The sequence below is a fragment of the Rhodococcus cercidiphylli genome, assembly GCF_033042225.1.
In the GTDB taxonomy this organism is placed as follows: Bacteria; Actinomycetota; Actinomycetes; order Mycobacteriales; family Mycobacteriaceae; genus Rhodococcoides.
Genome location: NZ_JAWLKE010000002.1, coordinates 311,773 through 325,483, shown reverse-complemented (window position 1 = coordinate 325,483; position 13,711 = coordinate 311,773). Strand labels below are relative to the sequence as shown.

The following is a 13,711-nucleotide window of genomic DNA, read 5'->3' as shown; positions in this document are numbered from 1 at the left end:
ACTCGATCGGGGAGCAGAATCAGCCGAACCGGTTGATTCGAGAGTTTCTCTCCACGTTGGGAGTCGCCCACATGACCTCGTCGAACAGACCTGCATCGAGTCTGCGATCGCAACTGCTTCGCAAGAAGCCGATCGTGGATCCGGACCAGCAGAGCAGTGGCGGGTTGGAACGCACCATCGGCACGTTTCAGCTGACGATGTTCGGCGTCGGTGCCACCATCGGTACCGGCATCTTCTTCGTCCTGTCGCTCGCGGTTCCCGAAGCCGGTCCTGCAGTGGTGCTCTCGTTCCTGGCCGCGGGTATCGCGGCCGGCCTCGCAGCCATCTGTTACGCCGAAATGGCATCGGCGGTACCGGTTTCGGGCTCGACCTACTCCTACGCGTACGTGACGATGGGCGAGGTGGTCGCGATGGGTGTCGCCGCCTGCCTGTTGCTCGAGTACGGAGTGTCCAGCGCTGCCGTCGCCGTCGGGTGGAGCGGGTACCTCAACGAGTTGTTGAACAATCTCTTCGGCTTCACCATCCCGCACGCGCTGTCCGCTGCGCCGGGTGACGCCGATCCCGGCATCATGAATCTGCCTGCGGTCGTGCTGATCGTGCTGTGCGCCGTTCTGCTCATTCGCGGTGCGAGCGAGTCGGCGGCCGTCAACGCAGTCATGGTCGTCATCAAACTCGGCGTGCTGGCTCTGTTCGCGATCGTAGGATTCACCGCCTTCGACTCCGGAAACTTCTCCGACTTCATGCCCCTGGGCGCAGCAGGTGTGACCGCGGCCGCCGGCACGATCTTCTTCTCGTTCATCGGACTCGACGCGGTGTCCACCGCGGGCGACGAGGTGAAGGATCCGCAGAAGACCATGCCGCGGGCCATCATTGCGGCGCTGATCGTCGTCATCGTCTTCTATCTCGTCGTCGCCGTGGCCGCCCTTGGCACTCAGCCCTGGACCGACTTCGCCGGCCAGGAGGAAGCCGGGCTGGCGGAGATCCTGCGTAACGTGACCGGGCAAGCCTGGCCGGCAACGATTCTGGCTGCAGGTGCGGTGATCTCCATCTTCTCGGTGACCCTGGTGACGATGTACGGGCAGACTCGCATCCTGTTCGCCATGGGCCGAGACGGCATGCTGCCCAAAGCTTTCGCCAAGGTCAGTCCTCGTACGCACACCCCGGTCAACAACACGATCGTCGTCGCCGTCGTGATCTCGATCCTCGCCGCGTTCATTCCGCTCGACAAGCTGGCGGACCTGGTGTCGATCGGCACCCTCGTCGCATTCATCGTCGTGTCCATCGGAGTGATCGTGCTGCGCCGCTCGATGCCCGATCTCGAGCGGCCGTTCAAGGTTCCGGGATACCCGGTGACTCCGGTGCTGTCGGTCCTCGCGTGCCTGTACATCCTGTCCGGGCTGCACTGGACCACGTGGTTCTGGTTCGGGCTCTGGCTCGCGGTCGTGTTGGCGTTCTACTACTTCTGGGGTCGGCACCATTCGGCATTGCGTGGTGCAGGGCAGGACGCGCGATGAGCGTGCTGATCGCGTTCGCACCGGGGAAGGGCAGCGTCGGTGCCCTCGATCTCGGTGCCCAACTCGCTCGGTCGACCGGTGCCGACATCGACGTGGCGACGGTGGTTCCCAAGCCGTGGTCGACGCCGTCGATGGCCCGCGTCGATGCCGAGTTCGCGGATTGGGCGGCGGCAACGGCAGCCGAATCCGAGGCGAAGGCGCGGCACTATCTGCAGGAGAAAGCGCCCGATATCGCCGCGTCGTTCCACCGCCTCGCGCACCGCTCGGTGTCGACGGCGTTGACCGATGCGGCGGACAGTCTCGGGGCCGCGGTTCTGGTTCTCGGCTCCTCGGGCGACGGCGCACTCGGGCAGGTCGTCGTCGGGTCGACCGCCGACAAACTGCTGCACTCGTCGCCGGTGACGGTGGCGCTGGCCCCGCGCGGCTATCGCGTGCGCGAGCGCACGACTCTGACGCGGATCACGTGCGCGTTCTCCGGTGACAGCGAGGCCTCGCGCGTGGTGGGCCCCACCGCCGAACTGGCCAGGGAAGCAGGCGTTCCGCTTCGTCTGGCGTCGTTCGTGGTCCGTGGTGCGACGATGTACCCGCCAGAAATCGGGCTACGAGCCGAGGACGACGTCGCCGCCGAGCTGTCCCGGGGGCTCAGCGAGGCGCTCACCGCAGCAGTGGACGACGCGGTTGCGGTGGGACTCCCGGTCGATCGGGTGACGACCGAGTTGGCCTCGGCCGGCAGTTGGCGCGAAGCCCTCGACGAACTGCACTGGCAGGACGGCGAAGTACTGACCATCGGATCGTCCGGGCCACTGGGACCCATCGCTCGGGTGTTTCTCGGTTCCCGGGCAACGAAGATCATCCGTCATTCGCCGGTGCCGATCCTGGTGCTGCCGCGGCGGTGACGTCCTATCGGTTGAGGGCGAGAACCGACAACAGCTCGTAGGCAACATGAGCCGCAGCGATTCCGGTGATCTCGGCGTGGTCGTAGGCCGGCGCGACCTCGACGATGTCGGCGCCGACGACATTCAGGCCGACGAGTCCGCGCAGAGTGTTGAGCAACTCTCGGGACGTCATGCCGCCGGCTTCGGGAGTGCCGGTGCCGGGCGCATGTGCTGGGTCGAGAACGTCGATGTCGACCGAGACGTAGACCGGGCCGCCGTCCAGACGTCTGCGCATCCGCTCGACGATGCTGGCGACACCGTCGACCTCGTAATCGTCGGAACGAATCACCTGGAAGCCCAGAACTCGATCGTCCTCGAGGTCCTGCTCGCTGTAGAGCGGGCCGCGAATGCCGATGTGCTGCGAGCGTTCGAGGTCGATCAGGCCTTCCTCACTGGCTCGTCGAAACGGGGTTCCATGGGTGTAGGGCGCACCGAAGTACGTGTCCCACGTGTCGAGGTGAGCGTCGAAGTGCAGCACTGCAATCGGTCCGTGGTCGCGGGCGAGCGAGCGCAGAATCGGCAGTGCGATGGTGTGATCGCCGCCGAGGGTCAGAACCGAGGAGCCGTCGGCGCGCAGGTCGGTCACCGCGTCGTGCACCGTGGTGAGCGCCTCGGTGATGTCGAACGGATTGACTCCGATGTCGCCGAAGTCCGCAACTTGCTGGCGGGCGAACGGCGAGACCTTCAGGGCAGGGTTGTAGGGCCGCAACAGTTTCGAGGCAGCACGGATGTGCCCGGGACCGAAACGTGCGCCCGGGCGGTAACTCACGCCGGAATCGAACGGGACGCCGAGGATGGTCACGTCGGCGCGGGACACCTCGTCGAGGCGCGGGAGCCGAGCGAACGTGGTGGGCTCGGCGTAGCGGGGGACCTTGGTCGCGTCGACCGGACCGATCGGTGGGTGCTCGGGACTGCTCGGGTTCATCGAGAATTCCTTCCGAATTTCACAGAGTCCGGTGACAGTGGAGTCGACCAGTTCGCCCGGCAAGCGTTACTCTGATGCACGATCTTGTCAACACGAGTTTCCTGAGAGGCGATGACGGTGTCGATTGCTGCTTCGGTCGAGAACGACGCGCCACGTATCGGCGCGCGACTGAAGGAAGCACGCATGAAGAAGCGGCTGACTCTCGACGCCCTCGCCGATACCTGCGGGGTGACCAAGGGGTACCTGTCCAAGCTCGAGCGCGATCAGGTGAACGCATCGGTCGCGTCGTTGGTTCGGGTCTGTGCTGCGCTCGACGTTCCGGTCGGCTCCCTGTTCGACGACGCCCCCGCCGGTGAAGTGGTGCGCGCGCAATCGTTGCCGCGCATCATGTTCGGGGGAACGGCGATGACGGAGTATCTGTTGACCCCGGTCGGGGAGCGGCGGGTCCAGGTACTGCTGGGGGAGATCGAGGAAGGTGGCGGCAGTGGCGCGGAGGCGTACACCCTGCCGTTGGACGTCACGTTCGTACACGTGCTGTCCGGCGAGGTTCGAGTGACCTTCGAGGAAGATCCAGGCGGTGCCTTCGGCGGCGACGACGTGCTGCTCGGACCGGGCGATGCGTTCACGTTCTCGCCGCGACGCCCGCACAGTTTTCGCAGCGACAGCAGTGGTGGTGCCCGGGTCCTGTGGGTGCTGGCGCCCGCGCTGCCCGAAGAGTTGCACAACAGGAAACCGGAGTTTCTCTCATGACGGTCATCGTGTCGCTGTTCCAAGGGCCGGAGTTCTCCGCCGACGTCGAGGCCAACCTGTCGGCGATCGATGCCGCGGCGCGCAGCGCAGCCGAAGCAGGGGCGTCGATGCTGGTGACCCCGGAAATGTCGGTGAGCGGCTACGACATCGGGGATCTCGTGCGCGAACGAGCCGAAACGTTCGACGGTTCGATCTTCGAGCGCATCGCCTCGATCGCGCGAACACACGGTGTCGCGATCGTGTACGGATACCCCGAACTCGGTCATTCGAATCACGGGGGCGAGCCTGTGTTCAACGCGGTGCAGGTGGTCGACGCATCCGGACGATCGGTCGCGCGTTATCGCAAGACGCACCTGTTCGGGGCCCTCGATCGCACTCACTTCACCCCGGGGCCGGACCTGCTGGTGCAGTTCGACTTCGGCGGGCTGCGGTGCGGTGTACTCACCTGCTACGACGTCGAATTTCCCGAAGCCGTTCGCGCGCACGCCGATGCCGGCACCGAGTGGTTGATCGTTCCCACCGGTCTGATGACCCCATTCGAGATCATCGCCACTCACGTCGTTCCCACGCGGGCGTACGAGAGCCAACTGTTCATCACCTACGTCAATCGCTGCGGCACCGAGGCGAGCCTGAGGTATTGCGGGCTGACCTGTGCCGTCGGGCCGGCTGGCAACGACCTCGCGCGAGCCGGTGAACACGAAGAACTGCTGACCTTCGAGCTGGATCCGGCCGAGCTCGCTCGATCGCGTGCGGTCAACACCCATCTGGCCGATCGCCGTACCGACCTCTACCCGACAGGACCCTCACGGGCCGAGCAGGAGACCGACCGATGACCACACCCGTCACCCCGGACAGCGCAATCGCATCCGAGGACGACCAGCCGCTCACGATGTTCGGCCCGGACTTCCCGTTCGCGTACGACGATTACCTCGCGCATCCGGCCGGCCTGGGGAGCATTCCCGACGCGGCCCTCGGTACCCGGGTCGCCGTGATCGGCGGCGGACTCGCCGGTATGGTCGTCGCCCATGAATTGCTGAAGCTCGGCATGGAACCCGTTGTGTACGAATCGGATCGGATCGGCGGCCGGATGCGCTCGGTACCGTTCGACGGGCATCCCGGTGTGGTGGCAGAGATGGGCGCGATGCGTTTTCCGCCGTCGTCGACCGCGCTGTTCCACTACCTCGACGCCGTCGGGCTCGAGACGACACCGTTTCCGAACCCGCTGGCCGAGGTGACCCCCAGTACGGTGATCGACCTCAAGGGCGAGAGCCACTACGCACGCAAGCTCGACGATCTCCCGCCGATCTTCGCCGAGGTCGCCGACGCGTGGAACAGGACGCTCGAGGAACACGCCGAGTTGATTCCGCTGCAGCGTGCCATCCGCAGGCGAGACGTGGCCGAGATCAAGCGGATCTGGAACGAGCTGATCGTGAAGTTCGACGATCAGACCTTCTACGGCTTTCTGGCTGCGTCCGAGCACTTCTCGTCGTTTCGGATGCGAGAGCTGTTCGGCCAGGTCGGTTTCGGAACGGGCGGATGGGACACCGACTATCCCAACTCGATCCTCGAGATCCTTCGCGTCGTCATCACGGCAGCGGACGATCACCATCGCGGAATCGTCGGCGGCTCACAGCAACTCCCGATGCGGTTGTGGACCGACTCGCCGGCGAGCATGGCGCACTGGCCCGCAGGCACATCGGTCGCGTCACTGAACGGCGGCACCACGATGTCGCGCGTCACCGAGATCAGACGCACCGACGGCGGCACCACGATCCACGACGATCGCGGCAACATCCGCACCTACGCCGCCGCCGTCGTGACCGCCCAGAGCTGGATGTTGCTCAGCAACATCAGATGCGACGACGACCTGTTCCCCATCGACCACTGGACCGCCATCGAACGCACCCACTACATGGGGTCGACCAAGGTGTTCGCACTTGTCGATCGGCCGTTCTGGAAGGACAAGGATCCGGTCACCGGCCGCGATCTGGTGAGCATGACGCTGACCGATCGAATGAGTCGCGGCACGTACCTACTCGACCAGGGTGAGGGCAAGCCCGGGCTGATCTGCCTGTCCTACACGTGGTCCGACGACTCGCTCAAGCTGCTGGCCCTGGATCCGACCGAGCGGATGAACATCATGCTGCGATCGCTGGAGGAGATCTATCCCGGTGTCGACTTCCGCAGTCACATCATTTCCACGCCGGTGACTCTGTCCTGGGAAACCGAACGCGATTTCATGGGCGCATTCAAGGCGAATCTGCCGGGCCACTATCGATACCAGGAAAGACTGTTCACCCATTTCGTGCAGCACGATCTCGAACCTCGACACCGGGGGATCTTTCTCGCCGGCGACGACATCTCGTGGACGGCAGGGTGGGCCGAGGGAGCCATTCACACCGCACTCAACGCGGTGTGGGGCGTCGTGCATCACTTGGGCGGTTCGTCGGCAGACGGCAATCCGGGACCGGGTGATGTGTTCGAGTCGATTGCTCCGCTTCGGTTGGGCGACTGACCTTTCGGAGACAACGACCTGGGTGTTCGCTCGTCGAACACGAACAGTGCCAGAGCGGCGGTCAGCATCACGGCTGCGACCCAGATCGCCCGTAGCCCGAACAGCTCGACCGCGACTGCGCCGAGCAGCGCCCCGCCGAAGAATCCGGAGATCACCGCGCCGAACCGTCGGGCGCGGATGCCGGCCTCGAGATCGTGTTCGACCACCCGATGGAAAGCCGCCATCGCCATGCTGCGGAGATTGCCGGTCGTCATCGTGGTGTTGAACGGCGAATCGACCAGCACACGAAAGGTGGTCACCTGCACGCCGGCAACGTGAGCGAGGATCACCGAGACCACTGCATCGGGGACGGTGGCCGGCAGCAATCCGACGACGAGGACCACGAGGATCTCGAACACCAGCACCGCCCGCACCGGTCGTCGGACGATCCTCGCAACCGCGGGCAGCGCGATGAATTCTGCGGTCGCGACCCCCAGGACGAAGGCCGCCAACGGCGGTAGGAACGCGAGCGCTTCGACCCACCGGCCGGCGGCGACATCGACGCCGAGCAGCACGACGTTGCCGGTCTGCGCGCCGGCGAACACGCCGCCGCGGGTGATGTAGGTGTACGCGTCGAGGAATCCACCGACTGCCGCCAGCAGTACTCCGAGTCGAACCGATTTCGCAGTGGCGACGGCAATGTGGGGCTGCGGCGTGCTCATCGAGAAATACTGACACGATTGCCGATGTTCACGATGTCGCGGCAAGCAGTGAAAGCAACAATTCCGCCCGCACCCGCGCCGACGTCAGATCGACCGACAGTAACTCTTCGCATCGGGTGATCCGGTTTCGCAGCGTGTGGCGATGAACGGACAGAGTCGCCGCAGCGGTCTCCCAATGCCCGTTCGCTTCGAGAAAAGCCCGAAGCGATCCCACCAGATCGGCGGTGTGGGTGCGGTCGTACTCGGACAGCACTGCAATGGTCACGGCGGCCATGGCACGCAACGATTCCTGTACCGGCTCGGAGGCCAACAGCATCGATCCGGTGAATTCGACGATCCGATCGCCAGAGCCGGCCGCTGCGCACGCGAGCGAAGCCTGCTTCAGAGCGACGGGAGTCTCGGTGATGGGGAGGCTGGAACTGAGGCCGACGCGCACCGACCTCGGCAGTGAATCGAACAGTCGGGCAACGACATCGGAGTCGTCGCTACCGCGGAACAACACCACCACACCGGTGTCGGTCTGCCGAGTGAACGTGGGCCGCGCCCTGGCTCGGCACTCGGCATCGATCGCCTCGACGATGCGCTCGGACGGTCCGCGGACAACGGCGACCCTGATGCGAGAGTCGTCGTCGGCGGCGTCGACGAGATAGCTCGGTAGCGCGGTGCCGTCGGGGGAGGGCAGATGGCCGTCCAGCAACAATCCGAGCGCGAGCGTGTTGAGTCGCGACTGCTCGGCGCGCAGCCGCGTGGGCTTCTCGAGTTCGAGGGTCACCAGAGACACCGCGTGCCCGAGCAGGATCTGCTCGACGCCCGTCACCGGGCCAGCGGTGCGAATCGCGAGAAAGCTCGACGCCCCGCCGGAGATGGCGACCGAATGCAGAGTGACGGTGCACCCCGGTTCGCTGACCGACACCGTGGCCGGTGACGACGACGGGCGAATGCTGCGGGCGACGTCGCGGGCGCGCTCTACGAGATCGGCTGCGGCGGCGGGATGGAACGATTCGGTGCGATTGCCGATCAGCGCCACCGATGTGGACGTGGCGACGGCCAGTTCGCGAACGATCGCGTCGACGCCGCCGTGCAGTGCTGCCCTCGTGATGCGGGTCTGGACCGACGCCGCACGCAGAACCTGCTCGTATTCCTGCTCGGCTATGCGTTTCATGACCGCTCTGATGACGGCGGCGAACGGGATGTCGTAGGGAACCTCCACGACAGGAAGCCCGACATCCTCGGCGGTGTCGAGAATGTGACGGGGAATAGTGCTGTGGGACAACCCGACTCCGAATCCGAGACAGGCGACACCCGCGGCCGCCAAGGTCCGGACGTAGGTACCGAGGGCCGGGCCGTCGGCGTCGAAGCCGAGTCCGGTCGTGAGAATCAGTTCACCGCCCGACAGCCACGGACTGGGATCGATGAGTTCGGTCGCCTGCGCGAAGGTGATGGGCGCAGCGCTGCGCTCCGGTCCGCCGCGGTGACTCAGGCGAAGGTGTTGCTGCCTCAACAGCCAGGACATCTGCACGCTCACCGATCGAACTGTAGCGGCAGAACTGCCGAAATGGAGTGCAATGTGCCGTCGAGGTGTACGAAATGGCGTCCGGCCGTCGTGCTCGTCGAGTCGCATACTTGCACGACAAGCCCACACGAAAGGTGCGACCCATGGCCTCGATCGAGTACCGACTTCCGCAGGAGCGCAAGATCGTCACCGCCTTCCCCGGGCCGAAGTCGGCGGCGTTGGCGCAGCGGCGCAAGGCCGTCGTCGGTGCAGGCGTTGCCTCGACGCTGCCGGTGTACGTGGCCGACGCGGACGGTGGCGTCGTGGTCGATGTCGACGGGAACTCGCTGATCGACCTCGGGGCCGGAATCGCCGTGACCACCGTCGGTGCCTCGAACCCGGCAGTTGTTGCCGCCGTGCAGGATCAGGTCGCACACTTCACCCACACGTGCTTCATGGTCGCGCCGTACGAGGGCTACATCGAGGTCGCCGAGAAGCTGGCCGCGTTGACCCCGGGCGATCACGACAAGCGCAGCGTCCTGTTCAACAGTGGTGCCGAGGCCGTCGAGAACGCCGTGAAGATCGCACGTCACGCGACCGGGCGGTCCGCTGTCGTCGTGTTCGACCACGCGTACCACGGCCGCACCAACCTGACGATGGCACTGACGTCGAAGTCGATGCCGTACAAGAGCGGATTCGGGCCGTTCGCTCCCGAGGTCTATCGAGCGCCGATGTCGTACCCGTTCCGCGAAGGTCTGAACGTCGACGGTTCCGCGGTGACCGGTGCCCAGGCTGCGGCGCGAGCGATCTCCGTCATCGACAAGCAAATCGGTGCAGGCAATCTCGCGGCCATCCTGATCGAGCCGATTCAGGGTGAGGGCGGCTTCATCGTGCCCGCAGAAGGATTCCTGCCTGCACTGGCGGATTGGGCACGTGAGAACGGCGTCGTCTTCATCGCCGACGAGGTGCAGTCCGGCTTCACTCGGACCGGGGCCTGGTTCGCCAGCGAGCACGAGGGCGTCGTACCTGATCTGATCACGATGGCGAAGGGCATTGCGGGCGGAATGCCGCTGGCCGCGGTCACCGGCCGTGCCGACCTGATCGATGCCGTGCACCCCGGTGGGCTCGGTGGCACGTACGGCGGCAACCCTGTCGCCTGCGCCGCGGCCCTGGCGTCCATCGAGCAGATGGAGACACTCGGTCTCAATGCCCGAGCGCGCGACATCGAACGCATCGTGTTCGAGCGACTGAATGCGTTGAGTGCCGAGTTCGGCATCATCGGTGAGGTGCGTGGCCGCGGAGCCATGCTTGCGCTCGAGCTCGTGCTACCGGGTGGGCGTGAGCCCAACCCGGAGGCCACCAAAGCCGTTGCGGCGGCGGCACTCGAGGCCGGAGTGATCGTGCTGACGTGCGGCACCTACGGCAACGTCATCCGGTTGCTGCCGCCCCTGGTGATCTCCGACGAGTTGCTCGATGATGCTTTGACCGTGCTCGAAGACTCGCTTCGCACTGTGGCGCAGGGGAACTGATGGATGCTTACGATCTGATCTCCTCGCTGCCCACCGATCTCTGGCTCGGTGGTGTGCAATCGCCTTCTGCGTCGGGCGCACGATTCGCCGTGCTGAACCCGGCGACCGGCGACGAGCTGACCACAGTCGCCGACGCCACCGCGGCCGACGGCATCGCCGCGCTCGACCTTGCCGCCGAGGCGCAGCCGGGGTGGGCGGCGACGCCCGCTCGTGAGCGAGCCGAGATTCTGCGGCGCGCCTTCGACCTGCTGCAGGAGCGTGCTGCCGACTTCGCTCTGCTGATGACGCTCGAAATGGGAAAGTCGTTGGCGGAGAGCCACGGTGAGGTGAAGTACGGTAGCGAATTCCTGCGCTGGTTCAGTGAGGAAGCCGTTCGGATCGGTGGCCGGTTCACCCCCGCGCCTGCGGGTAACGGCTCGATCCTGGTCACCAAGTCGCCGGTCGGCCCGGTACTGGCGATCACCCCGTGGAACTTTCCGTTGGCCATGGGCACACGCAAGATCGGGCCGGCACTGGCCGCGGGCTGCACCGTCATCGTCAAACCGGCCGAGGACACCCCGCTGACGATGCTTCTGCTCGGACAGGTGTTCGCCGACGCCGGGTTGCCGAGCGGTGTGCTGTCGATACTTCCCACCTCCGACGCCGCCTCCGTCACCGGACCGTTGATGGACGATCCGAGGCTGCGGAAGATCACGTTCACCGGTTCGACCGGAGTAGGAAAACTGTTGGTGCGCAACGCTGCCGACAGGCTGCTGCGGACGTCGATGGAACTCGGTGGCAACGCTCCGTTCATCGTGTTCGACGACGCAGACATCGACGCCGCTGTCGACGGAGCGATGCTGGCCAAGATGCGCAACGGCGGCGAGGCGTGCACGGCAGCGAACCGCCTGTACGTCGCGAACTCCGTGCGTGAGGAATTCACCGCGAAGTTGACGGCGCGGATCGAGGCATTGACGGTCGGTCCTGGTGATCGGGAGGGGACCGACATCGGGCCGCTCATCAACGACAAGCAGCGTCGAACGGTCACCGCCCTCGTCGACGACGCCGTCGCGAAAGGCGCACGGGTGCGCACCGGCGGAGCCGCGCCCGAGGGGCCCGGATTCTTCTACGCGCCGACGGTTCTCGACAGCATCCCGGGCGACGCGAATCTGTTGCAGGACGAGATCTTCGGCCCGGTCGCAGCGATCGTCGGATTCGATACCGAGGACGAGGCCGTGGCCGCAGCCAACGACACCAGGTACGGGTTGGTGGCGTATTTCTACACTGAGAGCCTCGACCGCGCCCTTCGGGTGTCGGCGGCACTGGACACCGGCATGGTCGGGGTCAATCGCGGTGCGATCTCCGACGCCGCCGCCCCGTTCGGTGGTGTCAAGGAATCGGGCTTCGGACGCGAGGGCGGGTCGGAGGGCATCGAGGAATACCTCGAGACCAAGTACATCGCGCTTCGGTGAGGGTGCACATGGCGCTCCACTCCGCGGCCTGTGGCGCGGGTATCGCCGATTTACGACAGGGAGTGGAGCGTCGTGTGCAGGCCGCTGGTCAGTTCCGCGCGGCGGCGATTCGATTCTCGGCCAGACGATCTGCCGCGGCTCCCAGCAGGATGCCCTCGGTGCGGGCGATGGCGAAGATGCCGGCGACGGTATCGCGGATCTTGCCGATCGTGGCCATCACCTCCGCCGAATCCTTGCCGCGCAGTTCGCCTTCCACCTGGATCAGGCCACCGGCGTTGGCGACGTAGTCGGGTACCCAGACGATTCCGCGCGCAGCCAGCATGGCTTCGACATCGGGTGTGAGGAGTTGGTTGTTCGCTGCGCCGCACACGATGGACGCCGACAACCGGGCCACCGAGGACGCGTCGAGAGTGGCACCCATGGCGCACGGGGCGTAGACGTCGATGTCGGCACCGATTATGTCGGATCCGACGGTGACACCGGGGAAGTCGGCAACGATGCGATCGAGGGCGGGCGCGTAGGAGTCGCTGACGATCACCTCGGCACCGGCATCGCGAAGCAGGGCGACGAGGTTGTAGCCCACTTTGCCTGCACCTTCGACGCCGATGCGCTTTCCGGTCAGATCGTCCGAGCCCCAGGTCGATTCGGCTGCGGCCAGAAGAGAGAGAAAGACTCCGAGCGCGGTTTGAGGGCCGCTGTCGCCGGTGCCGCCTGCGGTGGTGTTCTTGCCGACGACGTGCGCCGTCTCCTCGGCGATGATGTCGAGATCGTCGCTGTTGGTGCCCACATCGCCTGCCGTCACGTACGTTCCGCCGAGCGAATCGACGAACCGGCCGTACGCGCCCAGCAGAGTCGGGGTCTTGATGGCGTTCGGGTTGCCGATGATCACCGCTTTACCGCCGCCGAGATCGACTCCCGCGACGGCCGCCTTGTAGGTCATTCCCCGGGAGAGCCGTAGTACATCGGTCAACGCATCCTGCTCGGATGCGTAGGGGTAGAAACGAGTTCCGCCGAGAGCGGGTCCCAACGCAGTGGAGTGGACCGCGATGATCGCGCGCAGCCCGGTGTCGGGATCCTGACAGAACACGACGCGTTCGTGTGCGGAGTCGCGCGGCATGTCGGGGCGATCGAAGACGCCCGTCGGCAGGGGATCGTTCGGGGTGGGTACGACGGCGGGGCGGTCGGCAACGATGGACACAGGCAGTCTCTTTCGGTGATGAGGCGGCGGTACCCGGAAATGGATGGTGTCCGGGAACATGTCCGTCGAAGAGTGCCGTGAACGTGCACGCTGGTCAACCACCGTCGCCGAGAACGTGCATGTTGCACTGTGGCGCGTGAATCGATTCGGCAGAGCTGGTCTGCCTGCTCAGCGTCGGCCTTCCTCGGCGAGCTGCTCGAGCAACGGCTTGGTGCGGTACTGGATCAACTCGCTCATCGCGATGGACATGTTGGTGCGCTCGACGCCGGGGATATCGAGGATGAGGCCTGCGATGCGATACAGGTCGTCGGCGTCGACTGCGGCGATGCGAATGTGCATGTCCGCAGCACCGGACAGTCCGAACACCTCGAGCACTTCCGGAATGGTGCGCAGGTGCTCGGTGACCGCAGCCAAGGTGTGCTGGTTGACCTGAGCTGTGACGAATGCTTGCAGCGGGCGGCCGAGAGATTTCGGTGGAATGCGGTGATCGATCGGCGTGAGCGATCCCTTGTCGTCCCATCGACCGAGGCGCGCCTGCACGGTGTTGCGGGACAGGCCCAAGGTGGTGGCGAGTTCGACGCCGGTGGCTCGCGGCTTGGCGCAGAGGGCGAGGAGGAGTCGGGCGTCGGTCTTGTCCAGATCGGTCATTGCGCACTTCCTGTCGCTCGGTCGTTACCCAATATTGTGCATCGTGCGCAGTT

12 protein-coding genes are annotated in these 13,711 nt (G+C 65.6%); 7 read left to right on the top strand and 5 right to left on the bottom strand.

Going from position 1 to position 13,711, the window contains the following annotated elements; all coding sequences use genetic code 11:
• The first annotated feature begins 71 nt into the window (after positions 1-71).
• Both R3P95_RS05080 and R3P95_RS05075 read left to right on the top strand, forming a co-directional pair.
• Complete coding sequence (locus tag R3P95_RS05080) at positions 72-1,514, top strand: amino acid permease (protein WP_068050370.1); 1,443 nt, start codon at positions 72-74, stop codon at positions 1,512-1,514.
• Positions 1,511-2,410, top strand: coding sequence for a universal stress protein (locus tag R3P95_RS05075; RefSeq protein WP_149405280.1), 900 nt, complete (start codon positions 1,511-1,513; stop codon positions 2,408-2,410). Before R3P95_RS05080 ends, R3P95_RS05075 begins: the two co-directional genes overlap by 4 nt.
• A gap of 4 nt (positions 2,411-2,414) precedes the next feature.
• Here R3P95_RS05075 and speB read toward each other — a convergent pair whose 3' ends face one another.
• The gene (gene speB, locus R3P95_RS05070) at positions 2,415-3,374 is read right to left on the bottom strand and encodes an agmatinase (RefSeq protein WP_149405281.1); all 960 of its coding nucleotides are present in this window, start codon (positions 3,372-3,374) and stop codon (positions 2,415-2,417) included.
• A gap of 111 nt (positions 3,375-3,485) precedes the next feature.
• Between speB and R3P95_RS05065 the strand changes: the two genes are divergently transcribed.
• The 3 genes from R3P95_RS05065 to R3P95_RS05055 are packed head-to-tail and all read left to right on the top strand — an operon-like array spanning position 3,486 to position 6,639.
• Positions 3,486-4,124 carry a helix-turn-helix domain-containing protein gene (locus R3P95_RS05065; RefSeq protein WP_149405282.1) on the top strand — a complete coding sequence of 213 codons (639 nt, stop codon included), beginning with the start codon at positions 3,486-3,488 and terminating at the stop codon, positions 4,122-4,124.
• A complete protein-coding gene (locus tag R3P95_RS05060; RefSeq protein WP_149405283.1) occupies positions 4,121-4,957 on the top strand; it encodes a carbon-nitrogen hydrolase family protein in 837 nt (278 codons plus the stop codon). The genes R3P95_RS05065 and R3P95_RS05060 overlap by 4 nt, the downstream gene beginning before the upstream one ends.
• Positions 4,954-6,639, top strand: a complete 1,686-nt coding sequence (locus R3P95_RS05055) for a flavin monoamine oxidase family protein (RefSeq protein ID WP_300525160.1) — start codon at positions 4,954-4,956, stop codon at positions 6,637-6,639. Before R3P95_RS05060 ends, R3P95_RS05055 begins: the two co-directional genes overlap by 4 nt.
• Here the strand turns inward: R3P95_RS05055 and R3P95_RS05050 are convergent.
• Together R3P95_RS05050 and R3P95_RS05045 are read right to left on the bottom strand one after the other, a co-directional pair.
• Positions 6,555-7,340, bottom strand: coding sequence for a YoaK family protein (locus R3P95_RS05050; RefSeq protein ID WP_317547483.1), 786 nt, complete (start codon positions 7,338-7,340; stop codon positions 6,555-6,557). The genes R3P95_RS05055 and R3P95_RS05050 overlap by 85 nt on opposite strands.
• Positions 7,341-7,368: 28 nt before the next feature.
• Positions 7,369-8,865, bottom strand: coding sequence for a PucR family transcriptional regulator (locus tag R3P95_RS05045; protein WP_317547482.1), 1,497 nt, complete (start codon positions 8,863-8,865; stop codon positions 7,369-7,371).
• A 131-nt stretch (positions 8,866-8,996) separates the two neighbouring features.
• Here R3P95_RS05045 and gabT point away from each other — a divergent pair, with 131 nt between their 5' ends.
• A complete protein-coding gene (gene gabT / locus R3P95_RS05040; RefSeq protein ID WP_317547480.1) occupies positions 8,997-10,361 on the top strand; it encodes a 4-aminobutyrate--2-oxoglutarate transaminase in 1,365 nt (454 codons plus the stop codon).
• Positions 10,361-11,812 (top strand): NAD-dependent succinate-semialdehyde dehydrogenase, encoded by a 1,452-nt coding sequence (locus tag R3P95_RS05035; RefSeq protein ID WP_317547479.1) that lies wholly within the window; start codon positions 10,361-10,363, stop codon positions 11,810-11,812. Before gabT ends, R3P95_RS05035 begins: the two co-directional genes overlap by 1 nt.
• 88 nt (positions 11,813-11,900) lie before the next feature.
• On the opposite strand, the gene R3P95_RS05030 is transcribed toward R3P95_RS05035, so the two are convergent.
• Positions 11,901-12,929 carry a Glu/Leu/Phe/Val family dehydrogenase gene (locus R3P95_RS05030; RefSeq protein ID WP_317547797.1) on the bottom strand — a complete coding sequence of 343 codons (1,029 nt, stop codon included), beginning with the start codon at positions 12,927-12,929 and terminating at the stop codon, positions 11,901-11,903.
• 249 nt (positions 12,930-13,178) lie between these two features.
• A complete protein-coding gene (locus R3P95_RS05025; protein WP_149405290.1) occupies positions 13,179-13,658 on the bottom strand; it encodes an Lrp/AsnC family transcriptional regulator in 480 nt (159 codons plus the stop codon).
• Between the last annotated feature and the right edge of the window lie 53 nt (positions 13,659-13,711).